20 protein-coding genes and 1 tRNA gene are annotated in these 26,048 nt (G+C 56.7%); 6 read left to right on the forward strand and 15 right to left on the reverse strand.

Going from position 1 to position 26,048, the window contains the following annotated elements; genetic code table 11:
- Window positions 1-52 precede the first annotated feature (52 nt).
- On the forward strand, window positions 53-1,420 hold the full coding sequence (gene sdaB, locus HBA26_RS15490; RefSeq protein ID WP_126344949.1) for an L-serine ammonia-lyase II: 1,368 nt from the start codon (window positions 53-55) through the stop codon (window positions 1,418-1,420).
- 112 nt (window positions 1,421-1,532) lie between these two features.
- On the forward strand, window positions 1,533-2,288 hold the full coding sequence (xni, locus tag HBA26_RS15495; protein ID WP_047367472.1) for a flap endonuclease Xni: 756 nt from the start codon (window positions 1,533-1,535) through the stop codon (window positions 2,286-2,288).
- A 62-nt stretch (window positions 2,289-2,350) separates the two neighbouring features.
- Here xni and rlmM read toward each other — a convergent pair whose 3' ends face one another.
- The 4 genes from rlmM to HBA26_RS15515 form a co-directional block, all read right to left on the reverse strand.
- Complete coding sequence (gene rlmM, locus HBA26_RS15500) at window positions 2,351-3,451, reverse strand: 23S rRNA (cytidine(2498)-2'-O)-methyltransferase RlmM (protein ID WP_028014271.1); 1,101 nt, start codon at window positions 3,449-3,451, stop codon at window positions 2,351-2,353.
- Complete coding sequence (locus HBA26_RS15505; protein WP_028014272.1) at window positions 3,444-3,839, reverse strand: DUF423 domain-containing protein; 396 nt, start codon at window positions 3,837-3,839, stop codon at window positions 3,444-3,446. The genes rlmM and HBA26_RS15505 overlap by 8 nt, the downstream gene beginning before the upstream one ends.
- Before the next feature lie 39 nt (window positions 3,840-3,878).
- Window positions 3,879-4,796: a glycine cleavage system transcriptional regulator GcvA gene (gene gcvA, locus HBA26_RS15510; RefSeq protein ID WP_014885066.1), complete on the reverse strand. Its 918-nt coding sequence runs from the start codon at window positions 4,794-4,796 to the stop codon at window positions 3,879-3,881.
- Window positions 4,797-5,145: 349 nt separating this feature from the next.
- Entirely contained in the window at window positions 5,146-5,373 is a 228-nt protein-coding gene (locus HBA26_RS15515; RefSeq protein WP_008499648.1) for a YgdI/YgdR family lipoprotein, read from the reverse strand.
- A gap of 192 nt (window positions 5,374-5,565) precedes the next feature.
- On the opposite strand from HBA26_RS15515, the gene csdA reads away from it, so the two are divergent.
- A complete protein-coding gene (csdA, locus tag HBA26_RS15520) occupies window positions 5,566-6,771 on the forward strand; it encodes a cysteine desulfurase CsdA (RefSeq protein WP_126344948.1) in 1,206 nt (401 codons plus the stop codon).
- Window positions 6,771-7,217 carry a cysteine desulfurase sulfur acceptor subunit CsdE gene (gene csdE / locus HBA26_RS15525; protein WP_047364461.1) on the forward strand — a complete coding sequence of 149 codons (447 nt, stop codon included), beginning with the start codon at window positions 6,771-6,773 and terminating at the stop codon, window positions 7,215-7,217. The genes csdA and csdE overlap by 1 nt, the downstream gene beginning before the upstream one ends.
- Here the strand turns inward: csdE and tcdA are convergent.
- A complete protein-coding gene (tcdA, locus tag HBA26_RS15530; protein WP_006811804.1) occupies window positions 7,208-8,014 on the reverse strand; it encodes a tRNA cyclic N6-threonylcarbamoyladenosine(37) synthase TcdA in 807 nt (268 codons plus the stop codon). The two genes, csdE and tcdA, sit on opposite strands and share 10 nt — an antisense overlap.
- Window positions 8,015-8,089: 75 nt before the next feature.
- Entirely contained in the window at window positions 8,090-9,187 is a 1,098-nt protein-coding gene (gene mltA, locus HBA26_RS15535; protein ID WP_126344947.1) for a murein transglycosylase A, read from the reverse strand.
- 209 nt (window positions 9,188-9,396) lie between these two features.
- Here mltA and HBA26_RS15540 point away from each other — a divergent pair.
- Window positions 9,397-9,473: transfer RNA gene (locus tag HBA26_RS15540), tRNA-Met, on the forward strand.
- Window positions 9,474-9,561: 88 nt separating this feature from the next.
- Here HBA26_RS15540 and amiC read toward each other — a convergent pair.
- On the reverse strand, window positions 9,562-10,815 hold the full coding sequence (gene amiC / locus HBA26_RS15545) for an N-acetylmuramoyl-L-alanine amidase AmiC (protein ID WP_126344946.1): 1,254 nt from the start codon (window positions 10,813-10,815) through the stop codon (window positions 9,562-9,564).
- Between the two features lie 226 nt (window positions 10,816-11,041).
- Between amiC and argA the strand changes: the two genes are divergently transcribed.
- Window positions 11,042-12,373 (forward strand): amino-acid N-acetyltransferase, encoded by a 1,332-nt coding sequence (gene argA, locus HBA26_RS15550; RefSeq protein WP_014885072.1) that lies wholly within the window; start codon window positions 11,042-11,044, stop codon window positions 12,371-12,373.
- Window positions 12,374-12,394: 21 nt separating this feature from the next.
- On the opposite strand, the gene recD is transcribed toward argA, so the two are convergent.
- From recD to HBA26_RS15590, 8 genes are all read right to left on the reverse strand, one after another.
- A complete protein-coding gene (gene recD, locus HBA26_RS15555) occupies window positions 12,395-14,215 on the reverse strand; it encodes an exodeoxyribonuclease V subunit alpha (protein ID WP_045260899.1) in 1,821 nt (606 codons plus the stop codon).
- Complete coding sequence (gene recB, locus HBA26_RS15560; protein ID WP_166720951.1) at window positions 14,212-17,754, reverse strand: exodeoxyribonuclease V subunit beta; 3,543 nt, start codon at window positions 17,752-17,754, stop codon at window positions 14,212-14,214. Before recB ends, recD begins: the two co-directional genes overlap by 4 nt.
- Complete coding sequence (ptrA, locus tag HBA26_RS15565; RefSeq protein WP_126344944.1) at window positions 17,751-20,633, reverse strand: pitrilysin; 2,883 nt, start codon at window positions 20,631-20,633, stop codon at window positions 17,751-17,753. Before ptrA ends, recB begins: the two co-directional genes overlap by 4 nt.
- A 263-nt stretch (window positions 20,634-20,896) precedes the next feature.
- Entirely contained in the window at window positions 20,897-24,271 is a 3,375-nt protein-coding gene (recC, locus tag HBA26_RS15570; protein ID WP_126344943.1) for an exodeoxyribonuclease V subunit gamma, read from the reverse strand.
- A gap of 12 nt (window positions 24,272-24,283) precedes the next feature.
- Window positions 24,284-24,607, reverse strand: coding sequence for a prepilin-type N-terminal cleavage/methylation domain-containing protein (locus tag HBA26_RS15575; protein WP_048960720.1), 324 nt, complete (start codon window positions 24,605-24,607; stop codon window positions 24,284-24,286).
- The gene (locus HBA26_RS15580; RefSeq protein WP_047367465.1) at window positions 24,592-24,993 is read right to left on the reverse strand and encodes a DUF2509 family protein; all 402 of its coding nucleotides are present in this window, start codon (window positions 24,991-24,993) and stop codon (window positions 24,592-24,594) included. Before HBA26_RS15580 ends, HBA26_RS15575 begins: the two co-directional genes overlap by 16 nt.
- Entirely contained in the window at window positions 24,990-25,550 is a 561-nt protein-coding gene (locus HBA26_RS15585) for a prepilin peptidase-dependent protein (RefSeq protein ID WP_126344942.1), read from the reverse strand. The genes HBA26_RS15580 and HBA26_RS15585 overlap by 4 nt, the downstream gene beginning before the upstream one ends.
- Window positions 25,541-26,005, reverse strand: coding sequence for a prepilin peptidase-dependent protein (locus HBA26_RS15590; protein ID WP_041908382.1), 465 nt, complete (start codon window positions 26,003-26,005; stop codon window positions 25,541-25,543). The genes HBA26_RS15585 and HBA26_RS15590 overlap by 10 nt, the downstream gene beginning before the upstream one ends.
- Between the last annotated feature and the right edge of the window lie 43 nt (window positions 26,006-26,048).

Raw genomic sequence — 26,048 nt, forward strand, 5'->3', positions numbered from 1 at the left:
AGATGTGTATAAGAGACAGCCTCCCCCTCTGACTGAAAGCAATGGACGCATCATGATTAGCGTATTCGATATTTTCAAAATCGGTATTGGTCCTTCCAGCTCTCACACCGTCGGACCAATGAAAGCCGGTAAGCAGTTCACGGATGACTTGATTGCACGCGGCATTCTGCACGACATCACCCGCGTGGTTGTCGATGTGTACGGCTCGCTTTCCCTGACCGGGAAAGGCCACCATACCGATATCGCCATTATCATGGGCCTGGCGGGAAATCTGCCGGATACCGTTGATATTGACGCGATCCCTGGCTTCATCCAGGACGTGAACACCCACGGTCGTTTGCTGCTGGCAAACGGTGAGCATGAGGTTGAATTCCCGGTTGACCACTGCATGAATTTCCATGCGGACAACCTGTCGCTGCACGAAAACGGCATGCGCATTACCGCGCTGGCCGGCGACAAAGCGGTTTACAGCCAGACGTATTACTCCATCGGCGGCGGCTTTATCGTCGACGAAGAGCACTTTGGTCAAACCACCACCTCTTCTGTTGAGGTGCCGTATCCGTACAAAACGGCGGCGGATCTCCAGCGCCACTGCCAGGAGACGGGGCTTTCCCTCTCTGGCCTGATGATGAAAAACGAGCTGGCCCTTCACAGCAAAGAGGAGCTGGAACAGCACTTCGCTAGCGTCTGGGAAGTGATGCGCGGCGGCATTGAGCGCGGGATCACCACCGAAGGCGTTCTGCCGGGCAAGCTTCGCGTACCGCGTCGTGCGGCGGCGCTGCGTCGTATGCTGGTGAGCACCGACAAAACGACAACGGACCCGATGGCCGTCGTCGACTGGATCAACATGTTCGCCCTGGCGGTGAACGAAGAGAACGCCGCAGGGGGCCGCGTCGTCACGGCGCCAACCAACGGTGCCTGCGGTATCGTTCCGGCCGTGCTGGCGTACTACGACAAGTTTATCCGTGAAGTGAACGCTAACTCCCTGGCGCGCTACCTGCTGGTCGCCAGCGCGATTGGTTCTCTGTACAAGATGAACGCCTCCATTTCCGGTGCGGAAGTAGGCTGTCAGGGCGAAGTCGGCGTGGCATGCTCCATGGCGGCGGCGGGCCTGGCGGAACTGTTGGGCGCAAGCCCGGCGCAGGTCTGCATCGCTGCGGAAATCGGCATGGAACATAACCTGGGGCTAACCTGCGATCCGGTTGCCGGACAGGTACAGGTGCCGTGCATCGAGCGTAACGCCATCGCCTCCGTCAAGGCGGTGAACGCGGCGCGTATGGCGCTGCGCCGCACCAGTGAGCCGCGCGTCTGTCTCGATAAAGTTATCGAAACCATGTACGAAACCGGTAAAGATATGAACGCCAAATACCGCGAAACCTCTCGCGGCGGCCTGGCGATGAAGATCGTAACCTGCGATTAAGCCTCTCAGGAAGCCTCGTTTTGCGAGGCTTCTTCCTGTTTTCCCTCACGCTATTCGTTTCATCCTGCCGACAGTGATACCCTTTACCCATTAGATTTAAGGGAGAATATCTGTGGCTGTTCATTTGCTTATCGTCGACGCGCTCAATCTGATTCGCCGAATCCATGCGGTACAAGGCACGCCCTGCAAGGACACCTGCCTGCACGCGCTGGAGCAGCTTATTCGCCACAGCGAGCCGACGCACGTCGTGGCCGTGTTTGATGACGAAGCGCGCAACAGCGGCTGGCGACATCAGCGCCTGCCCGACTACAAGGCTGGACGCGCGCCGATGCCGGACGATCTCCATGCCGAAATGCCCACCCTGCGTGCCGCCTTTGAGCAGCGCGGCGTCCCCTGCTGGGGTGCACAGGGCAATGAAGCCGACGATCTCGCGGCCACCCTGGCCGTAAAAGTGGCAAGTGCCGGTCATCAGGCCACTATCGTTTCAACTGACAAAGGCTACTGCCAGCTGCTCTCCCCAACTATCCGCATTCGCGACTATTTTCAAAAACGCTGGCTGGACGCGCCGTTTATTGCCAGCGAGTTCGGCGTCTTGCCTGAGCAACTGCCGGATTATTGGGGTCTGGCAGGCATCAGCAGCTCTAAGGTTCCGGGTGTCGCCGGTATTGGACCAAAGAGCGCCGCCCAGTTGCTGACCGATTTTCAGAGTCTGGAAGGGATTTACGCCCGTCTGGATGAGGTGCCTGAAAAGTGGCGCAAGAAGCTGGAGGCGCATAAAGAGATGGCGTTTATCTGCCGCGAGGTGGCGACGCTACAGACAGATTTACAGCTGGACGGGAATTTACAGCAGTTGCGGTTAGAACGTTAAAACGTCAACACGGTTTTGTAGGCCCGGTAAGCGCAGCGCCACCGGGCAAAACAAAGCACGCACTATCGCTCGTCGCGACGTCCGCCTACAGCCGCCCACCAGCGACGGATGTGTACCGTCACCTCTTCGCGGTCGTGGTACAACTGACGCGCCTGGATCTCCACGTTAATACCGTGCTCATCCAGCTGTGCCTGAATATAGGCCAGGTTCTGGGATACCTCCTCGTAGCGCTTTTTCATCGGCAGCTTGAGGTTGAAAATGGTCTCACGGCACCAGCCGTTCACCAGCCAGGAGGCCATCAGCGCGGCCACTTTCGCCGGCTTCTCCACCATGTCGCACACCATCCACGAGATGTTGTTGCGGGTTGGGCGATAGCGGAAACCGTCTTCTCGCAGCCAGGTGACCTGTCCGGTGTCCATCAGGCTTTGCGCCATTGGACCGTTATCCACAGACGACACCCACATGTTGCGTTTCACCAGCTGATAGGTCCAGCCGCCCGGGCACGCGCCAAGGTCGACGGCATACATGCCGTTAGCCAGACGCTCGTCCCACTCATCTGCCGGGATAAAGACGTGAAACGCCTCTTCCAGCTTCAGGGTTGAACGGCTCGGCGCATCTGCCGGGAACTTCAGGCGCGGGATGCCCATAAAGAATGGCGAATTGTTATTGGTGTACGAATAGCCCGCATAGCAGCAGCCCGGTGCGATAAAGAAGATATGCACCACCGGACGCTTCGGCGTTTCGTAGTTTGTCAGTATGCCCGCGTCACGCAGCGCTGCGCGCAGCGGCACGGTGAACTTACGGCAAAACTTCATCAGCTCTTTGCTTTCGTTGGTATCGGCAACCTCAACGCGCAGGTCGCCGCCCTTCTCCACCACGCCCTGCAGCATGCCCACAATCGGCGTGATGCGATCTTCCGGCGGAAGATCTTTCAGCAACTCACCCGCGACGAACATCTGGCGGGCGAAGATCAGCGAGCTGAACGGCAGCTCGCGCGCCAGCTTGTCGGCGTCTTCAGGCTGATAACATTCGAATACCACATAGCCCGCATTTTCTTTTACGCGAGCAAAGCCGAAGACTTCGCGCTTCGCCGCTTTATCGGTAATTTCCGCGGCGCACTCTTTCTCAAACCCCGGGCGACAATATAAAACAACCTTATTCATGAACAACGCCCTTGCGTTTCAGACGGATAGCTCCGATAAACATTAATACCCAACCCGCCAGGAAGCTCACGCCGCCGACAGGTGTAACAAACGCCCAGAGGCGCAAATGCGAGAGGGCCAGACAGTAAAGGCTGCCGCTAAACAGCACGGTACCCAGCGCCATAAATACGCTACTCCAGTAAAACCAGATGCTTATCCGACGCTGCATCGCTACCGCCAGCCCAAAAATAGCCAGCGTATGAAACGCCTGGTATTCAAGGCCGGTCTGGATCCAGCCCATCTCGACGGCGCCCAAAGACTTGCTCAATACGTGCGCGCCAAAGGCGCCCAGTGCAACAAAAATAAAGCCACTCACCGCGGCAAAAATCAGCATGAATCGGCTGGTCATGTTTAAGTCCTGAATTAATGCGTGCCCGGCACACAAACGTTATTGTTCATACCTGAAGCGGAATTTTTCTTGCTCGCTTGCCGCTTTCGCCAGTATCCACTGCCGGAAGGCGGCTATTTTACCCAGTTCTGCCTGACTGTCATGACAAACCAGATAAAATGCATTCTTGCTGACCAGTACATCATTAAAAGGGCAAACCAGACGGCCTGCCTCAATTTCGGACTGCGCCATCACGTTGTTCGCCAACGCCACGCCCTGTCCGTGAATGGCAGCCTGTAGCACCATCGCACTATGGCTAAAAATGGGGCCCTGCTGCACGTTTATATGACTAAGACCTAATTGACGGGTATAAGTTTGCCAGTCGCGGCGAGAGGCATCATGTAAAAGCGTATGCTGCGCCAGGTCAGCGGGTGTTTTCAGCGCCTTGTCGCCTGTTAAAAGCAGAGGCGAACAGACCGGCAGCAGATATTCTGCGTATAATTTCTCGACACGCAAGCCCGGCCAGTTTCCGCGACCATAAAAAATGGCGACATCCACATCATCGGCCAGCTTGTCTTCCTGACGATCCACCGCCTGGATTCGAACGTCGATCCCCGGATAAGCTGAGTTAAAGCTTGAGAGTCTAGGCACCAGCCACTGAATGGCAAAACTGGGCAATAAACTAACAGTCAGGGCACCTTTTGCACTGCGGGCCTGCAGCTTACGCGTGGCTTCCGTGAGCTGGGAAAAAATCTCTTTAATATCCTGAAAATAGCTCTGCCCCTCTTCGGTCAACAGCAAGGAACGATTGCGTCGGCGGAACAGCTTAAGGCCCAGGAAATCCTCCAGGGACTTGATTTGGTGACTTACTGCGGCCTGTGTCACAAAAAGCTCATCTGCCGCACGGGTGAAGCTCAGGTGACGTGCTGCTGCATCAAAAACGCGTAATGCATTAAGGGGTGGCAATCGCTTTGACATGGTTATCTGGCTTAGATGTTAACGGAATTTAACAAACAGGAAACAACGTTTAACCTATTAGTTTTTTTTATCTGAGCCATTATAATTTGTCCGTTGAGGAACTACCAGCAAATACCTATAGTGGCGGCACTTCCTGAGCCGGAACGAAGAGCTTTTTTCGGAATGCGTGTTCTGAAGGGCTTTTGGCTTACGGTTGTGATGTTGTGTTGTTGTGTTTGCAATTGGTCTGCGATTCAGACCACGGTAGCAACGCTACCAATTTTTCACTTCCTGTACATTTACCCTGTCTGTCCATAGTGATTAATGTAGCACCGCCAATTTGCGGTGCTTTTTTTTCGCCTGCGATCGGTTAATGCTCGATCTCTTTCATCTCTTTCACGTCCGTGCGGTTGATCTGCTGCTTGTTCCCGTTAGCATCTTTGTACGAAATCATCCCGGTATCGTTATCGGTAGTCGGTTTCCCTTCCGAAACGATAGAACGACCATCGTTTGTGTGCATCACGTAGTTGTTACCAGAACAGGCGCTCAGGGCAAAAGTAAACGCACAGGCAGAAATGATTGCAGCTGTCTTATTCATGATTATTCTCCTTTAGCAATTAATGCTATTCAAACCTCGATTTATAACAGGCTAAAACATCCGCCTAAGACTATTTAGCATAACCTGCTTTTTCGAGGTCGCCAGGATAAGCAGACAAATCTGATAGATATCAACCTCCTTGCCCTGCCGCTGAAATTGCGCGACGATCTCTCTATCGACACGAGGAATTCCATGAACGCTTTCAGTCCTGCGCAGTTTCGCGCACAGTTTCCGGCGCTGGCCGATGCCGGTATTTATCTTGATAGCGCCGCCACGGCCCTGAAGCCCAAGGCGGTGATCGAGGCCACGCAGCAGTTCTACAGCCTGAGCGCCGGCAACGTACATCGCAGCCAGTTTGCCGAAGCGCAGCGCCTGACCGCGCGCTATGAAGCCGCACGCGATCAGGTTGCACGCCTGATCAATGCCGAAAGCGGAAAAAACATCGTCTGGACGCGCGGCACGACCGAAGCCATCAATATGGTGGCCCAGTGCTATGCCCGCCCGCTGCTGCAGCCAGGGGACGAAATCATTGTCAGCGAAGCAGAGCATCACGCTAACCTGGTGCCGTGGCTGATGGTGGCTGAGCAAACGCGCGCGCGCGTTATTAAGCTCCCGTTGAGTGCAGACTTTCTGCCTGACGTGGCCCGTCTCCCTGAGCTGATTACCCCCCGCAGCCGTATTCTGGCGCTGGGGCAGATGTCCAACGTCACCGGCGGCTGTCCGGATCTGGCTCGCGCCATTGAGATTGCCCATGCCAGCGGCGTGGTGGTGATGGTCGACGGTGCTCAGGGCGTGGTTCATTTCCCCGCTGATGTGCAGGCGCTGGATATCGACTTCTACGCCTTCTCCGGGCACAAACTCTACGGGCCAACCGGGATTGGCGCGCTGTACGGTAAGCCAGAACTGCTGGCCAAAATGACGCCGTGGCTCGGCGGCGGCAAAATGATTACCGAGGTGACCTTCGACGGTTTTAAAACGCAGGAGGTGCCTTACCGTCTGGAAGCGGGCACGCCGAACGTGGCCGGGGTCATCGGCCTCAGCGCCGCACTTGAATGGCTGGCGGAAACGGACGCGGTTCAGGCGGAAAGCTGGAGCCGAGGGCTGGCGACGCTGGCAGAGGAAGAACTGAAAAAACGCCCGGGTTTCCGCTCGTTCCGCGTTCAGGATTCCAGCCTGCTCGCCTTTGATTTTGCTGGCGTGCATCATAGCGATATGGTGACGCTGCTGGCCGGATACGGCATTGCCCTGCGCGCAGGACAGCACTGCGCCCAGCCGCTGCTGGCGGCGCTTGGCGTAAGCGGTACGCTGCGCGCCTCGTTTGCGCCGTATAATACCCAAAGCGATGTCGACGCGCTGGTTAGCGCCGTTGACCGCGCCCTTGAAATACTGGTGGATTAATGACTAGCGCTGCTTTAGCCGGACATCCGTTTGGCACGGTCATCACTGAAGAGACCTTAAAACAGACCTTCGCCCCGCTCCAGCAGTGGGAAGATAAATATCGTCAGCTGATCCTGCTGGGTAAACAGCTCCCAGCTCTTTCCGACGATCTTAAAGCGCAGGCGAAAGAAATTGCGGGCTGTGAAAACCGCGTCTGGCTGGGCGTGAGCGTCTCCGGCGAGAAGCTGCATTTCTTCGGCGACAGCGAAGGGCGCATCGTCCGGGGCCTGCTGGCGGTCCTGTTAACCGCCATTGAGGGGAAAAGCGCGGCGGAATTGTTAACGCACTCGCCCCTGGCGCTGTTCGACGAACTGGGGCTGCGCGCGCAGCTTAGCGCCTCGCGCGGTCAGGGCCTGATCGCGCTCAGCGACGCGGTGCTGGACGCCGCACGTCAGGCTCAGGCCTGACGTTCCGCCTTCGCCATCATCTTCTTCAGGGCGTGAGAGACCGCCACAAAGCCAAAAGAGGCGGTTACCATGGTGGCCGCCCCAAAGCCTGACGCGCAGTCCATGCGTTTTGGCCCTTCCGCCGTGCTTTTCATCGCACAAACTGAACCATCCGCCTGCGGGTAGACCAGCGCTTCGGTGGAGAACACGCAGTCGACGCCCAGCTTGCCCTTGCTGTTCTTCACCACATTGAAGTCGCTCTTCAGGCGTTCACGCAGCTTGGCAGCCAGCGGATCCTGAATGGTTTTCGCCAGATCGGCAACCTGGATCTGCGTGGGATCGATTTGCCCGCCCGCGCCGCCGGTCGTGACCAGCGGCACCTTGTAACGACGGCAGTATGCGATCAGCGCCGCTTTAGGCCGCACGCTGTCGATGGCGTCAATCACATAGCTGTAGCCTTTGCTCATGTACTCCGCGACGTTATCTGCCGTCACAAAGTCGTCGATCACCGTCACCCGACACTCCGGATTGATGAGACGAATGCGCTCCGCCATCACCTCGGACTTCGCCAGGCCGACGTTATCACGCAGGGCGTGGATCTGACGGTTAGTGTTGGTCACACAAACGTCATCCATATCAATCAGCGTGATTGCGCCAATCCCGGTTCTCGCCAGCGCTTCCGCCGCCCAGGAGCCGACACCGCCAATGCCCACGACGCAGACGTGCGCATCCGCAAACAGCTGCAGGGCTTTTTCACCATAAAGACGTGCCGTGCCGCCAAAACGCTGGCGCCAGGCATCGCTGATTACCACAGACATAAAACCTCAGATGTAAAAAGGGTGAGGTTTTCCTCACCCTGAACAGTAATCCGTATTGCGCTCAGAATACCACAATCAGCCGCTGAATACGTTTCCGGTGCCCGGCGCGACCTTCAGCACCCATACGCGTCCGTAGTGGTTATACCAGCCTGCACGGTGACCGGCATCCGGGCCAATGCCCTGATAGATATCAAAGTGCTGGCCCTTAATCGCTCCGCCAACATCCAGGGCTACCATCAGACGCAGCTCATATTTGCCGTTGAACTTGCCGTTGTTGTCGAGCAGAGGAACTTCCGCCAGCAGCGTGGTACCCGCAGGAATGATAGAACGATCCGATGCCACCGACGCGCGGCCAATCAGCGGCACAGCGCTGGCCCCTTTCACCGGGGCGAAGTTTTGCGGCTTGAAGAAGACGAACGATGGGTTCTGCTCCAGCAGCTCGCGCACCTCGGCTTCACTGTGCTTTTCGCCCCACTCGCGGATCGCCTGCATCGACATATCTTCTTTTTTCACTTCGCCGCGGTCAATCAGCACCTTACCGATGCTGCGGTAGGCATGGCCGTTTTTCCCGGCATAGCTGAAGAAGTTAAGCGGTGAACCGTCGCCAAAATCAATGTAGCCGCTGCCCTGCACGTCCATGATGAAATTATCCATCAGGGAGTTGCTGTAGGCCAGGACGTAGTTTTCGCTCAGCGCACCGGCGTAGATTTCGGCGCGGGACGGCAGACGGCCGCGTTTTGGGGGCATACGGTAGATAGGGTACTGGAACTCGCCCTGGCGCGTGTGTCGCGCCTGAACCACGGGCGTGTAATAGCCGGTGAACTGGACGTTGCCGTAGTTATCCGCCCCTTCCATTTGCCAGGCATCAATACCAAACTGGCGCATGTTGCGCGTATCGCCGCCCGCCTTCAGCCAGTCCTGTACCGCGCTATAAACATTGTTCTGTGAGCTATACAGACGCGGCGACGCATTGCGGATCTGGTAGACCTGCTCGGAGAAATCACCGGCGTTGATCGGCGCGCCAACGGCGTCAGGCTGATTAACTAAAGAGAAAGGCTGGGATAACTTCCCGTCTTTATACTGCTGACCGCGATCGGTCGGTTTGGAAGAACAGGCCGCAAGAATCGCTACCATTGCGCCCGCCATCAGATACTTCGCCCAACGTCCTTTCATTATATCTCGTCTTTAAGTTGCCCATTTCCGCGTGATGAAGATAACAAACCGACAAAGCGAATGAAATGCGATCGCATGCCCTTTGGCAAATTCAGAGCAAAAAATAGTCTAAATGTCGCAATGCCGTTCACTTTACATACAAAGTTAATGATTTATGTGAAAAAGGGGTTGCATCACAAACCTATCCGAGTATAGTGCGCTTCCACGGACGCGGGGTGGAGCAGCCTGGTAGCTCGTCGGGCTCATAACCCGAAGGTCGTCGGTTCAAATCCGGCCCCCGCAACCAACACTTCTAAAAACAATAAACACCCTTAAGGGTGTTTTTTTGTATCTGCCGTTTGTGAATTTGCCGGGCATTTCACCCGGCTAAAAACCTACCCGCGCCGCGCCAGCGTCGCCCCGTCTGAGAAATACGCCCGTATCCCCGCCAGAATCGACTCCGCCACCTCCTGCTGGAACTTTGCCGTCTTGAGCTTACGCTCTTCTTCAACGTTACTGATAAACGCGGTTTCTACCAGAATGGACGGGATATCCGGTGCCTTCAGCACCGCAAACCCGGCCTGCTCAACGCTGTTTTTGTGCAGCTTATTGATGTTCCCCAGCTTGCCCAGCACCGCTTTACCAAACTTCAGGCTGTCGTTAATGGTCAGGGACTGCACCATGTCGAACATGGTGTGGTCGACGTAGCGGTCGCCGCTTTTGCTCACGCCACCGATCAGGTCCGAGGCGTTCTGGGTGTCCGCAAGGTATCGCGCCGCGGTACTGGTCGCGCCTTTGGTTGAGAGCGCAAACACCGACGAGCCGCTCGGCTGGCGGCTGGTAAAGGCATCCGCATGGATCGAGACAAACAGATCGGCACGCTGCTTCTGCGCTTTCGCCACCCTCACCTTCAGCGGAATAAAGACATCCTCATTGCGCGTCATGTAGGCGCGCATATTGCCCTCTTTATCAATTAACGCCTTCAGACGACGGGCAATTTGCAGCACCACATCTTTTTCACGCGTATGATATTTCCCCACCGCACCGGAGTCTTCGCCGCCGTGGCCGGGATCGAGCATGATCACAATCGGACGATCGCGCCCTGCTTTCCCCGGCTGCGGGCCGCTTTGCGCAGGCGGCACCTGACGCTGAAGATCGCCTTTGTTGTAATCCTCCAGCAGGGCGAGAAGCGGATCCTGAATATCCGTCGCATTGGCCGGGTAAAGATCCATCACCAGACGCTCTTTAAACGTCGCGACGGGCGCCAGGGCGAACAGCTGCGGCTTAACGTTCTGCTTAAGCTCAAACACCATGCGCACGGTTTGCGGATCAAACTGACCGACGCGCGCCGATTTAATAAACGGATCGTCACCGCGGATCTGCGCCGCTATGCCTTTCAGCACGGAGTTGAGGTTCACCCCTTCGAGATCCACCACCACGCGTTCAGGGTTGCTGAGGGCAAATTGCTTATATTTCAGCACGCGATTGGATTCAACCGTCACGCGCGTATAGGTCGACGACGGCCAGACGCGCACCGCCACCACCTGACTCGTGGCGGCAAGACCGACCTGGCTGACGCTAAGCAACCACATTGCCCCGGCCCCTTTTAACAAACGGCGGCGGCTTATTGCTGAATTGGATCCCGACATGCTTCTCCCGAGCAAGAAAACAAACTGATATACAAAAGTGCAGATTGACCGAAAACTTTAACGAATGACGCATAAACTGTCATCTATAAAAGGGTAAACAATCATACGTTAACGCACGGATTACTTATTAATTTCTGTAGGTCGCAGAAAATTTGCACTTGCACACGCGCCCATAATCGAATAAAAATACATAAATTACGAATAAACATTCATTAAGGGTTGTGCCATGGTGAAGGAACGTAGAACCGAACTGGTCCAGGGATTCCGCCATTCTGTTCCCTATATCAACGCCCACCGGGGAAAAACGTTTGTCATCATGCTGGGCGGCGAAGCCATTGAGCATGAAAATTTTTCCAGCATCGTCAATGACATTGGCCTGCTGCACAGCCTCGGGATCCGCCTGGTGGTGGTCTATGGCGCGCGCCCGCAGATCGACGCCAACCTGGCCGCTCACCACCACGAGCCGATTTACCACAAACATACCCGCGTCACGGATGCCAAAACCCTGGAGCTGGTGAAGCAGGCGGCGGGTCTGCTGCAGCTGGATATCACCGCTCGCCTGTCGATGAGCCTGAACAACACGCCGCTACAGGGCGCGCATATCAACGTCGTGAGCGGCAACTTTATCATTGCCCAGCCGCTCGGCGTGGACGATGGCGTGGATTACTGCCACAGCGGCCGCATTCGTCGTATTGATGAAGAGGCCATTCACCGTCAGCTCGACAGCGGTGCCATTGTGCTGATGGGGCCGGTGGCGGTTTCCGTAACCGGTGAAAGCTTTAACCTGACGTCCGAAGAGATTGCCACCCAGTTGGCGATCAAGCTGAAGGCGGAAAAAATGATTGGGTTTTGCTCCTCCCAGGGCGTCGTAAACGATGAAGGGGTGATTGTGCCGGAACTCTTCCCGAATGAAGCGCAGGCCCGCGTTGAAGCGCTGGAAGCCGAAGGGGATTACCACTCCGGCACCGTCCGCTTCCTGCGTGGCGCCGTGAAGGCCTGCCGCAGCGGCGTGCGCCGTAGTCACCTGATCAGCTATCAGGAAGACGGAGCTCTGCTGCAGGAGCTGTTCTCCCGCGACGGTATTGGCACCCAGATTGTGATGGAAAGTGCGGAGCAGATTCGCCGCGCGACCATCAACGATATCGGCGGCATTCTGGAGCTGATCCGTCCGCTGGAACAGCAGGGTATTCTGGTTCGTCGCTCCCGCGAGCAGCTGGAGATGGAGATCGACAAATTCACCATTATCCAGCGCGATAACCTGACCATTGCCTGCGCCGCCCTCTATCCGTTCCCGGAAGAGAAAATCGGAGAAATGGCCTGCGTGGCGGTGCACCCGGATTACCGCAGCTCTTCACGCGGCGAAATGCTGCTTGAGCGCGTGGCGGCACAGGCGCGTCAGATGGGGCTGAGCAAGCTGTTCGTCCTGACGACGCGCAGCATTCACTGGTTCCAGGAGCGCGGGTTCACGCCGGTGGATATTGATTCTCTGCCGGAAACGAAGAAAGAGATGTACAACTATCAGCGCCGTTCGAAAGTGCTGATGGCCGACCTGGGGTAATCCTTTCTTTGCCGGCGTCGTTCAGAGGGAGTCAAATATCGCGCTCAGCCCGCTTCGGCGTTCCGTGCGGGTGGCAATCGCCTGTACCAGCACCCGTTCATCGGTATACAGCGACAGGCGCTGACGCGCGCGCGTAATGGCGGTATAGATCAGCTCGCGGGTAACGACGGGGGAAAGCTGTGTGGGCAGGATAAGTGCCGCATGGTTAAACTCAGAACCCTGGGATTTATGCACCGTCATCGCCCAGGCAGTTTCATGCTCGGGCAAACGGCTCGGCTGGAAGGACTTCACGCTACCGTCCGGCATCTGGAACCAGACGCGGAGCCCCTGCCCGCGATCGAGCGCAATCCCGATATCCCCGTTAAACAACCCCAGCGCGCTGTCGTTGCGGGAGATCATCACCGGCCGGCCTTCATACCAGCGCGAGTGCGGAGTACGGTTGATTTTACGCTTTTGCGCCAGCAGCTGTTCCAGCCTGTCGTTCAGGCCGCTGACTCCAAAGGGCCCTTCCCTCAACGCGCAGAGCAGCTGGTATTCGCCAAACGCGGCAATGACCTGCTCCGGCGTGCTTTGCTGCTGTACGCCCGTCAGAAAATGTTGATACCCCAGCAGGGCGTCATCCAGCATCGCCTGATACTCTTCCCCGGTTTGCAGCGATTTTTTCTCAATATCGGTAAAGGTACCGTCAAATACCGCACAGGTAGCGTGCCGGTCGCCCCGGTTCACCGCCGCCGCAAGCTGACCAATGCCGGAGTCGCTGCCAAAACGGTAGCTTTTTTGCAGCAGACACAGGCTGTCGCGCAGCGCCCCCGCAAGTAAATGGTTTTCAGCCGCGAGCGAACATCCGGTCAGGCGCGCCAACTCCTCAGCGCGTTCAGCGGTATACCCCAGGCTGGCATAGGTGCAGATATCGCCCAGCACGGCCCCTGCCTCCACGGAGGCAAGCTGATCGCGGTCGCCGAGGAAAATGACGCGCGCGTGCGGCGGTAACGCATCAATCAAACGCGACATCATCGTCAGGTCAATCATCGATGCTTCATCCACCACCAGCACGTCCAGATGCAGCGGGTTACCGGCATGGTAGCGCAGACGCTGGCTACCCGGCTGCGCGCCGAGCAAGCGGTGCAGCGTGCTGGCTTCGTTAGGGAAAAGCGCAAGCCGCTCCCCGGTGAGCGGCAGTTTTTGCAGCGCGCCGCCTAACGACTCCGTCAGACGTGCAGCCGCTTTACCGGTGGGTGCCGCCAGGCGGATACGACACTTTTGCTCACCCGATAACTGAATCAGCGCGGCAAGCAGCTTAGCCACGGTGGTCGTTTTACCGGTGCCCGGCCCGCCCGAAATCACCGATATTCGCCGCGTTAACGCCACTGCTGCCGCCACTTTCTGCCAGTCTGTCTCGTCGTCAGAGGTAAACAGCGTATCCAGCGTTTGCCGGAGCAGTGCTTCATCGCACGGGAGCGGAGCATTGGTCTCGCTGAAAAAGCGCGCCACCGTCAGTTCGTTACGCCACAGCCGGTTCAGATACAAACGTTCACCCGTCAAAATCATTGGCGTACCGGTATCGGCGCTGCTGACGGCGGGCGAGCGGAGTAATATTTCTTGCCAGTCCACTGCCTCACCCAGAAGCGCGAAACACGCCTGTAAAGCCGGCGGCATTTTCTCATCCACCACCAGACGTGAAAGCGGCAGACAGACATGCCCTTCTCCCGCATCTTTACTCAGGATCGCCGCGGCAAGCATGACGGCAGGCTCTTCGCCCGCCACCATCATGGCAAATTGTACGTCCAGGTGGCGAAGTGCACGTTGTTCAATTGCGTCCAGCAGTAGCGCCTGCATCGTCATGCTACTTCCTCCGTGCTTGCAGCAAACAGGTTATCCATCTTTTCAATCAACTCCGCAGCCGGACGGGTGCTGAAGATACCCGAACGCGGGTTGTTAGCATCCACGCCGCGCAGAAAGAGGTAAATGACGCCGCCAAAATGATCTTCATAGCGATAATCGGCCATGCGATGGCGCAGGTAACGGTGCAGCGCCAGGGTGTAAAGCTGATACTGCAGATCGTAGCGATGCATTTGCATCGCTGAGGCCATCGCCTGCTGGGTATAGGCTTCGCTGTTTGCCCCCAGCCAGTTCGATTTGTAATCCAACAGGTAGTAGCGCCCTTCATGGCGGAAAACCAGGTCGATAAAGCCTTTCAGCATCCCCTGCACCTGGCGAAAATTCAGCGGCGGACACCCTGCGGATAACGGATTGTACTCGCGGATCAGCGCATCAAGCGCCTCGGCCCTGAGCGGGCTGGCGATGGGGAGGTAAAACTCCATCTCCACCTGCTTATCTTTGGCGGTCAGCTGGCTCAGCGAGATCCCCTGCGCCGTGAGCGGCGCGTGCAGAACAGCGCGGATCCATTCAGTGAGAACCGGCTGCCACTGTGCGTCGTAGCCTCCGCTCTGTAACATCTTCAGCACCCACTCTTCTGATACCGGTTGGGTAAAATCCAGCTCTTCAAACAGGCTGTGCAAAAACGTGCCCGGCGAGGCGCCGCGCGGAAACTGATGCGGCGTGAGCGCCGGCTCGACGGGCACGCTCCCGGCCCCAGCGGCATCCACGTCCAGTTTTGGCATCAGATCCTGCGCAATACTCTGTCCGTGCTGCTGTAAACCGGAGTAACTGGTGACGCGCCAGTCGTCAGCGATTGTGCGAGCCACCTCACGGGCATGCAGCGCTGACTCTCCCTGCTCCGGCGTCTGCCAGCGGCTGCTGTCGGGCTGGGAGGGAATATGCAGGGCAACATGCTCTGAGCAAAGTGATTCGATGCACTGGCGCAGCCCTGCGGCATCTTTAGGCTCGCCGCGCTGAATAAGCCGCCCCAGCGCGCTCAGATGAAAATCACTCTCGCCGCTCTTTTCGCCACGGCGACGGAACAGCGGCGCGACGCCCAGGGAACAGTGCCAGACCGAACGGGTCAGCGCCACATATAGCAGGCGCAGGTCTTCCGCGAGACGCTCCGCTTCGGCCAGCTCGACGCTGGACTCCGCATTGCTGAGGTCGAGTACCGCTTCGAACGACTCGCGATCGTGGTAAAAAGCCTGGTCCTGCACGCGATAATTAGCGATAAACGGCAGCCAGACCAGCGGATATTCCAGGCCTTTCGACTTGTGAATGGTGACGATCTGCACCAGATGTTTATCGCTCTCGAGGCGCATCTGCTGGCTGGAGGAATTGCTGTTAGGGTCGGCAATCTGCTGGGCCAGCCAGCGCACCAGAGCATGCTCGCTCTCCAGCTGCGTACCCGCTTCCTGGAGCAGCTCGCTGATGTGCAAAATATCGGTCAGACGGCGCTCGCCGCCCGCTGTCGCCAGCATGTTTTCCGCAATGTGACGATGTGCCATGAGCTCGCGCACCATCGCCATCACGCCGCGCTTCTGCCATTTTTCACGGTAGCGCACAAACTCTTCTACCACGGCATCCCACGCGGCTTCGTCAGTATTAAGCGCATCAATGTCACGCGCGTTCAGCCCGAGCATCGCGCTCGCTAAGGCGCTGCGGAGCGTGCTTTCACGCTCCGGGGCCAGCACAGCCTGCAGCAGCCATAGCATCTCGAGGGCTTCCAGCGTTTCAAAAACGCTGTCGCGGTTGGAGAGGTAGACGGACGGTATATTCAGTAGCGTCAGGGCGTCGCGGATAAGCGCGGCCTCCTGACGGCTGCGCACCAGCACCGTGATATCAGATGCCTTTACCGGGGCTGGTTTATCCTCCTTCCACAGCAGCGCATCGCCGCGCGCGCCTGCGCTGAGCCAGTCCCTAATTTGCGCCGCACAGTGCTGGGCCATAGCATTTTGATAGTCCGCGACGCCCCAGCCTTCCCCGTCAAGTAGCCAGAAGTTCATGGCTGGCTGAGTTTCGCCATTAACCTCGAAGCGCAACGCGGTATTTTTAGGGGCGAACTTGACTGGCTGGAAAGGGATCTCCCGGAACATAAACGCCGTATCCATGCGGCTGAAGAGCGCATTGACGCTTTCCACCATGCCGGGAGAAGAGCGCCAGTTGGTGTCGAGCGTGTAGTGCGCGTCAACCTCGCTGCGGGCTTTCATGTAGGTAAAAATATCCGCACCGCGGAAGGCGTAAATGGCCTGCTTAGGATCGCCGATTAACAACAGCGCGGTGCCGGGCTGCTGGCGCCAGATACGGCGGAAAATGCGGTACTGCTGAGGGTCGGTATCCTGAAATTCGTCAATCATCGCGACCGGGAAGCGGGTGCGAATCGCGGCGGCAAGCGCTTCGCCATTCTCACTGCACAGCGCCGCATCAAGTCGGCTCAGCATATCGTCGAACCCCAGTTCGCCCCGGCGACGCTTTTCACGCGCGACGGCGTCGCGGATCTCCGTCATGGCGCGGACGATCATCAGATCGTTGAGCGTCAGGGGCTCCGCCAGCAGGGTTTCAATCGCCAGAAACAGGGGATGTTCAGGCACGATACCGTCGGCTTTGGTCCGCTCAACCAGGAAACGCCGGGAGAATTTCTCCAGCGCATCCGGGAGCTGGTAACCGCGCGTCTCTTCCTGCGCCCACGCGCTGATCTTCTCGATCCATTTGCCCTGGTTGCCGCGATTGAACTTACGTCGATCGATCCCGGAATTCTCGATGATCGCGTCAATCTCACCGACTGACTCAATCCATTTTTGTTTGATGTCGGCAATTTTAGCGATGATTTTTTCATGGCGTGAGGCCAGGGTTTCATCTGCTGGAGGCGGGGATTTGATGACCGGCGCCTCACCCTGCAGATAACGATCGATGGCGCGCAGCAGTGCTTCGGGCCCCTTCCACAACGCATGTACCGCTTCCGCAATATCCCGCTGTAACGGATAGCAGTGGCGACGCCAGAAATCCGCGCAGGCCTGATAGCGAAGCACGGATTCATCTTCAATAAGCTGTTGCTCAAACAGCATGCCGGATTCAAAAGCATTCAGGCTCAGCATGCGCTGGCAAAAACCGTGAATGGTGAAGACGGACGCTTCGTCCATCTGCCTTTCTGCGAGGAGCAGCCACTGGGCTGCCTGTTGCTTATCGGCAATCTCTTTCAGAAGGCTCGCGTAAAGAGGGTTATCCGTGCTCTGGCGCAGACAGGCGATGCGCAGTTCGTGGATATTGGTCCGAATACGGCCGCGCAGCTCAGCGGTGGCGGCCTCGGTAAAGGTAACAACCAGCAGCTCTTCAACGCTCAAAGGACGAGGAAAAGCGGCGTTACCGCCAAGCCCTAACAGCAGGCGCAGATAGAGCGCGGCGATGGTGAAGGTTTTTCCCGTTCCCGCTGAGGCTTCAATCAATCGTTCACCCTGCAGAGGTAAACGTAAGGGATCAAGGGACTCAGCGGTATCGGTCATTCTTTCTTACTCCAGGGCATAGATTGCTGCAACGCGCTGACGCTCTTCCAGACTTTCCAGCCTTTCGGGTTCACGTAGTCCGTTTTCCCGTTCTGGCTACCGGATACCTGAGACAGGATAGTGATGCCCTGCGGCTTAATCACGGCCTGATGGAAGAAATCGGCAGCCTTCTGCGGCGTCAGCTGTTTTATCTCAGCCACTACTTTATCACGCGAATCAAATTTCAGATTACCGCGATCGAAATCTTTGCTCAGCTGCGACGCCTCTTCGCCCAGCGTCTGCGGCGGCTGCATCACCTGCGCGATGACGGCCTGCTGGATCTGAGCAAACTCTTCCGGCTTCATGGCCCGCAGTTTTGCTTCCACCTGCGTGAAGAACGCCTGATAGCGGCGCCAGAGATAGGCCGGCTGTTTGTCGCTGCTTTGCAGCAGGAAGCCCAGCCCCCATTGACGCCCCACGTTCATTGAGAAAGCAAATACCGCATAGCCAAGCTGCTCTTCTGTGCGCAGCTGGTTATAGAACCACGGCTGAATAATCTGACCCAGAACGGCGCTCTGCGCAGAGCTTGCGAATTCATCATAGCCCGTTGGCACAAACACCGCGGCCAGCGCGGAATCGGTGCTGCTCCCCGCTTTTTCAAAGATCACATTCTGTTTTTTCTCAACAAGCACGTCCTGGTTACGGCACCACTCGTCCCCTTTCGAACCGAGCTGCGTGCGAACATTTTCTGCCAGCGTTTTGGCCTGATCTTCGCTCATGTTGCCGACGATAAGAAACTCCGGGCGCGTGTTGGTTTTTAGCGAGTCACGATAAGCCAGCACCTCTTTTAATGAGATTGATGGCAGCAAGGCACGGCGTTCTTCACGCTGGAAATAAGGTATTTGCGACAGCATTTGTGCCGGCATAAGCGCCTGATCGTAAGCTTTGCCCTTTTCTGCAGAATCCATCATCTGCGCATACCAGGATTTAGCCTGCTCAAGCTGCTCTTCCGTTGGCGTGTAGCTGAAGTAACCCTCGAGCAGTGCCTTGAAAAGCTGAGGCAGACGCTGAGTATAGCCATTTGCATTAAGCATCAAACCGTTGTTGGCGTTGGTGGAGAAACTGATCCCGCCCACGGCCGCCTGGTTGCTGAGCTGATCGAGCGCGATACCGGCCAGATAGTCATTTAGCGCGAACATCACCTGATTTTTGGCGCTGTTCATCGCTTTCGGGTTACGCAGGACCACGCTGACATCAGCCTTTGGCTCGCTCGCAAAATAACGGCTTGGGGTATACACCACGCGCAGCGTCGGTTCATCAATAATGAGCTCCGGGTGCGGATAATCCTTAGTCGTTTTGATCAGCGAGAAATCATCCGGGATATAGGGGTTCAGCTCCGGCAGCTTCAACGCAATCTCACCGGCCTTCTTCTGCCAGTCGGCGAAGGTCTGGTCGCTGATTTTGTCTACCTGATAAGGGGCATCAACAAAGTATGCCGTCTTGTTATGCGGTTCGTTCGGGCTGATGTACCAGATGCGGGCATTTTGCGGCGTCATCATCGCCAGGCGCGCTTTTACCGCCTCGGCATCATAACGATCGGCAATATTGACCGCGTCGAGCGTGTGCGCCACCGGCACGCGGATCATGGTATCCGCCAGCCACTCCACGTAATCCATATCGCGGGTAATGGACGGGTAACGGAAATCGAGATCCAGCACGTGCGCCAGTTCATCAAAATAGCGCTTATCGACGCCTTTCTCGCGCAGTAAAGAGAGGTAGCTAAAGATAGCCGCCACCACTTCATCACGGTTGGCCTGACCTTTGTCGGTCAGGGTGGCGGAGATCGCCAGCACGCCGCTGTTGCCGTTTACCACGGGATCGGAATCGGCGCGGATCCCTTCCACCAGCCCCTGTTTTTGCAGCCAGTCAGATAAGGTTCCCGGGCTGCGGTTACCAATCAGGTAGGTCACCAGCTCGTCGGTTTTACTGCGAAACTGGGCTGTGTTGTTATCAATGCGGAACTCAACGCGCAGCACTTTGCGGGGCATGGCAGGAACGTAGTGGATGACGATCCCTTTTTGCGCGTCCGTGACAACCGGTACGTCTATCTTCGGCAGGTCAATATTTTTATTCGGCACCCGGCCAAACGTTTGTGCCGCCAGTCCGGCAAGCTCCGGCAACGGTTTGTTGCTGTAAATAACCGCCTTCATCAGGTTGGCGGAGTAGTATTTGTCACGAAACGCATGCAGGGCGTCAATGACCGGGCTTCCCGGTTTATCGCTCAGCGTCTCCAGGTTACCGCCCGAGAAACGTGAGCCCGGATGCGCCGGGTTGATGGTCTCGGCGCTGACCTGCGCCATACGCATACCGTCCCGGGTACGGGCCATGGTCAGCTCCGCATTGACGGCATTGCGCTCGCGGTCGGCGTATTTTTTATCGAGCAGCGGCGCGGCGATAGCATCGGCAAGACGATCAACCGCCCCTGCCAGCGCGTCATTTTCGACTTCGAGATAAAAGGCCGTGCGGTACGGTGCCGTGCTGGCGTTGTGGCTGCCGCCGTGCATTTTCAGGAATTCAGAAAGGCTATCCGGCTGCGGATATTTTTTAGAGCCCATCAGCGTCATGTGTTCGAGGTAATGCGCCAGCCCCGGATGCGCCTCAGGATCTTCCAGCGATCCAACCGGCACCACTAACGCCGAGAGGGATTTCACCGCCTGCGGATCGGAAACCAGCAGCACGGTCATACCGTTATCAAGGCGGATAGCCTGATACTGACGGGTATCTTTTTCGCTCTTACGGATAGTTTCCTGAACGGGTTGCCAACCGGAGTCTGCCTGAGTGACGGGAGCCCAAAGGGCGACAAACAAAACAAACGCTTTGAACAAGGTGCTGCCTGGCATTACGACCTCTTTATCACGGCTATCCCGTCATACTTCAAGTTGCATGTGCGTCGGCTGCATGCGTTCACCCCAGTCACTTACTCATGTAAGCTCCCGGAGATTCACGACCTTGCCGCCTTCCTGCAACTCGAATTATTTAGGGCAAACATCATTAACAAACTGCGTGCTGGACACGCCAACATCTCTTTATTTAGGTACATCAGTCCGTGATAAGAAGTGCATCATAAATGAACACTCCATACTGCGCAATTTTTATACAGCGCTCAGGACTGATTAAACTTAAACAACGGTAACAGGTAGCGCTGTGCCTCTTCCGTAATAGCCTCGAAGTATTCTGGCTCAAGCGTTCGCCATAGACGTTGATACCAGACATCCTCACCTTCACCGCGCACCATCATGTTTCCTTCATAGGCCTGCATAAATTTACTGCGCGCTTTCTGCAGCGAAGCCTCATCCGTTAACATCGCATCATTCTGCGCGTCATAACAGGCTTTTATCCACGCACCGCCACTTTCGGGCAGTAACAGGAGGGGTTTGTTCATTCCCTGAAGATAGCCCTCAATATACAAGGACAGATAGCGTAACGCCTGTTCTGCCTCCATAGGTGGGAAGCGCCATTCGCCCTCTTTGCGCACGAAGATCCGGCTTTCACCTTTATTCCCACCCGCACTGTAGACAAGATGTTCCAGCCAGAGTTGCAATCCTTGTGAAACGCTGAGCAGAGAAGGCCGCCAGCGCAGTAGCCCATCTGGCTGAACCTGGTTTAGCCAGCCCGTGAGCTGTATGCCCTTGCAGCTGAGATCGATTTCGATGCTGTGTCCGGGCTGGCGGTGCTCCCTGACGCGCTCCGCCAGAGCGGTCATCTCCTGGCACTGCGCCTCCCAGACGATTTCCCCAAACGCACCGTAAGGTAGTTGTCCTGCGGCACGGTAGCGGCGGTAAAGTTTGTCTGCATCTTCCTCTTCAACCAGCGCATTAAGCAGCTGGAGGTTTAGCTGATAGCGCTCCAGCCCTTCCAGAGTAAAGGGTTCTGCATCAGGAATTTCGCTCTCTTCAGAGCGGAAGTTGACCTGTAATCGCTGCTGGAAGAAGGCGCGCACCGGATGCGCCCAAAACCGCTGAAGCTGTTCGAAAGTCAGAGTATTAATGGGCAGCGGATCAAGCGGCTGAATAAAATCCGTATGGGCTCTCCCCTCTTTTTTCGCTGCTGGCAGCCATTCGCGGGCATAGCTCTGCTGTTCGCTGACAATATAGTTTACCGGGTCAAACGGCATGCGGCTGTGGATACAGGTAATGTGCGCCTTCACCCGCTGCTCGCTTTCATCGCAGTTAAGCGCCTCATCCCCAGCCAGATAGTGGCTCTGGCCGATATAGTCCACAAGTTCCTGCACCAGAACGGAGGGGAAGCGCTCGCTGTTGTCCTGAATGGAACGACCGATATAGCTGATGTAGAGCTTACTTTGAGCGGAGATGAGCGCTTCAAGGAAGAGATAGCGGTCATCATCACGACGGCTACGGTCACCCCGCTTTGGATCTGCATTCATCAAATCGAACCCCAGCGGTGCCAGGGCCCGAGGATAAATACCGTCGTTCATGCCGAGCAGGCAGACCACCTTAAAGGGAATTGAGCGCATTGGCATCAGGGTACAGATATTGATGGGGCCTGCCAGGAAACGCTGGCTGATTCGCTCCTGGTCAAGGCGCTGCGTCAACTCATCTCTCAGCAGCGACAAAGGAATCGCTTCGCGATAGTGGGAATTCACGCCCTCGTCAACGATAGCCTGCCACTGCGTTTCAATGAGCGCCATAGCCGCTTCGGTGTCGTTGTCTGGCAGGAAGAAATCATTAAGTAACGCCCTGCACACCGGGAGCCACTCTTCAAGTGGACGCGGCTGCATTAGCTCACGGCGCCAGCGGTTAAGTTGCATCAGCAGAGAAGCTAAATGCCCTACCAGGTCAGCAATCAAACCGCTGGACTCATCGTAAGGCAGCACTTCGTTCCACTCGCCCTGGCTGCTCTCCATGGCGTAGCCCAGCAGCATACGCGTCAGGCCAAACCGCCAGGTATGCTGGCCGGTTGGGGGAAGCTCGAACTCCTGGACGTTATCGTCATCGATGCCCCAGCGAACGCCTGATTCGTTTACCCACTGGCGAAGGTAGCGCAGCCCTTCTTCATTGATGTTGAAGCGGGCTGCCAGCACGGGAACATCCAGTAACGCCAGAACATCTTCGGAGATAAACCGGCTATCCGGCAGTGAAAGCAGGGTGATAAATGCCTGCAATGCCGGGTGCGACTGACGGGCACGACGGTCAGAGATGGCGTAAGGCAGATATCGCTCACCCGTCGCACTGCCGAAGACGGCCTGAATAAAGGGACTGTAGCTGTCGATGTCCGCCACCATCACCACGATATCGCGCGGCGTCAGTTCAGGGTCGTCCTGCAGCATCGCCAGCAGCCGATCGTGAAGCACTTCGACCTCACGCTGCGGGCTATGACAAACATGGATCGTGATACTGCGATCCTCAGCGTCCAGCTTCCGCTTGCTGTCGCTGCGCTCAAACTCTTTCGCCGTCACGCCCATGACGGCGCGGTTCTCCAGATCCAGAATATCTAACTGAATATTGTGCAGCAGACTATCCGGGGCGATCTCGACAAAGGCGTCAACGTCACCTTCGCCTGATGACGTAATATCGGAGAGCATGTGAATGTAATCACGCCCCAGCTTCCCCCATGAGGCAAGCAGTGGATTGGGCAGGTTCTGGATGCCGTCTTCATCAAAAAGCTGCCCGGCAGTCGAGCCGTCTTTAAACAGCGGGACGGATCGTTCTTCAAAAAGGCGCTTTCGCTGGCGAGTCACCAGCCGCGCAAGCCAACGTTCGTCGAGGATATCCCCCCAATACTGTCGGCAAGGGTTGGTGAACAAAATATGAATATCGATATGTTTACCCAGCGCATTCAACGCTTTCAGATAAACAGGCGGTAATGCGGATATCCCACAGATAAAAACGCGTGACGGCAGTCGGGCTGGACGCGCCGACGCATTCTCGAGTATTGAGATAAACCGATCGTACAGGTTGGCACGGTGCCACTTAGGCTGCCCAAGTTTCTCCGTATGCTCGACCAGCGCTTTCCAAAGCGGTGCCTGCCATATTTGCGCCTCCGGTAACCCTTCAACCAGTTCGCCCGCTTCCCAGCGAATTAACCAGTCAGAACGGTAAACAAGGTATTGGTCGTAGAGATCGGCGGTGCGCGACGCCAGCTGGAACAGCTTGCGCTTATCGGTATCGTCATTAAGGTAGTGGCGCAGCATGGCGAATTCATCGTGCTGGAGCATCTCCGGCAGCAGCGCCATCAGCTTCCAGCTCATGCCCTGCTTGTTGAAGGCGCTCTGCTCTGGTATGTCCGGTAACACGCGAACAAACATCTCCCAGATAAAGCTCGCGGGCAGCGGGAAATCAATATTCGCGGCAATGCCAAACTTACGGGAAAGCGACATTTGCAGCCACTGTGCCATACCGGTGCTCTGCACCAGCACCATTTCAGGCTCAAAAGGATCGTCGAGCCGCTCGCGCTCAACAATAAATTCCATCAGTGCTTCCAGCACATCCAGACGATTTGAGTGGTAGACCCTTAACATAGACGCTCCCGACTACTGGCTAACCGGGCAATGCAGACGCGTTATTTCACCGCGTCGCCCCAGAGGAGAAATAAGTGTAACCGTGATGCTGACACATCCTGCGTGCGTTGTCTGCACCCGACTGGCCTGCCAGCCTGCGGGCAGAACATTTGTTGAGAGCTGAGCCTGATTCCAGGCGTGGTGCCAGAGCTGACGATACTGGTTAAACAGCGTAAACCGCGCCGCCAGCGCCCGATGATAGCCGGCCAGTGCCGTGACGATGATGACCAGCAGCATCATCGCCAGCAGGACCTCAACCATGCTAAATCCTTTTTCTTTGCTTACGGCAGCTGGCATAGCGAACGTTCCTTTAGCGGGCAAAAATCACTCCAGCCGTGAGGCGAAAAGCGAATATTACCGTCAATAATCTCTCCTGAACGCCAGAGTAGCAGGTCGTTGACTCCGGCAATCAGTAAAACAGTGGTCTCACTCAGCCGCCGCAAACACACTTGCCAGGCGGGTGCCTTTTTGCACTGGACTTCAGGATCGGGTGACCAGCTCTGAACGCGTCCCCACTCAAGCGCTGACTGTACAGAAGCCTGCTGCTGCAGCGAACGGCTCTCTCCGCCAACGAGCGCGCTGAACGTTGTCAGCTGCTGGTTAAGGCCGGTGAGGATCAGCGTACCAAGTACCAGTAAAAGTAGAACCAGCGCCAGCGAAGACATACCGCGTTGACGGTTCACAGGTTGTACCCCGTGACCGTATACAAAGCCTGATAAGGCTCTCCTTGATCGCCGTTGCGCAGGGCGGACAGTTCGATATTCAGCTCCGGCGCAAACCCGGCGTGTGTTACTTTCCTCACCACAAAATGCGCGATGGCGAGCCTGTCCGGGTCCGTGAGCTTTTCCCATCCCTGACCTTCACATGAGGTTGCCCCACGAAGCGTTTCCAGCGCGCCCGATTCCAGACGAAAACCGGTGCTGTCGTTTTCTGATGCACTGCGATCCCAACGACCGTTACTGTTGGTATCCCACCGAACAATGACGCAGCTGCCCTGCCTTGCGATCGCCAGCCCTTGCCCCTGGCAGTTCCCAGCACAGTAACCCGCACGCTGAAGCTGTTTGCCGAGAGCAAACAGGCGCTGCCAGACCTCTTCTTCCAGCTCTCTCTGGCCGGATTGCAGTAATACCGCCTGATGCAATCCGGGTAGAAAGCGCGATGCGCCAATCAACAACAGGCTACTGATGGCCGTAGCAATCAGAACTTCTGTCAGCGAGAAACCGCGTTGTCTCATCGACATGAACCTCCTTGTGAGACCTTACACATTCTGATGCGCCCTCCGTCTGAGATCAGGATAAGCCATTCTCCGGCACGGCTTTGCACGCGTATCCGCCCTGCCCATGCCGTATCCCTTAACCCATAGAAGCCTAATGACGGTGTGACCTCGCTCACCGCGACCTCTGGCCAGAGTGGAATCAGAACAAAGGGGCTGCCCTTCTCACAGCCTTGCACGGCAGCGCTCACCAGACACTGCTGTTCCCCAACCCGCAGCTGGGTTATGTGATGATCGCGGTTGTACCTGTTGGCATCATTTCGCAGAAACACCAGATAGTCGCGCACCTGGCTGGCGGTTTGCCACAGCCGCTGCTGCCGCTGCCAGCTGTCCCAGCCGTACAGACCTGAGGCGCTGAGTATGACAACCAGCGAGACTGCCACCAGCGTTTCGATAAGCGTAAAGCCGTTCTCTTTTTTCATGCGGGAAGTGTGGCGATTCGCCGTGGGCGTGGCGAGCGGTGAA

Origin of the sequence: Enterobacter sp. 725m/11 (assembly GCF_011683705.1) — a bacterium.
GTDB classification, from domain to species: Bacteria; Pseudomonadota; Gammaproteobacteria; order Enterobacterales; family Enterobacteriaceae; genus Enterobacter; species Enterobacter bugandensis.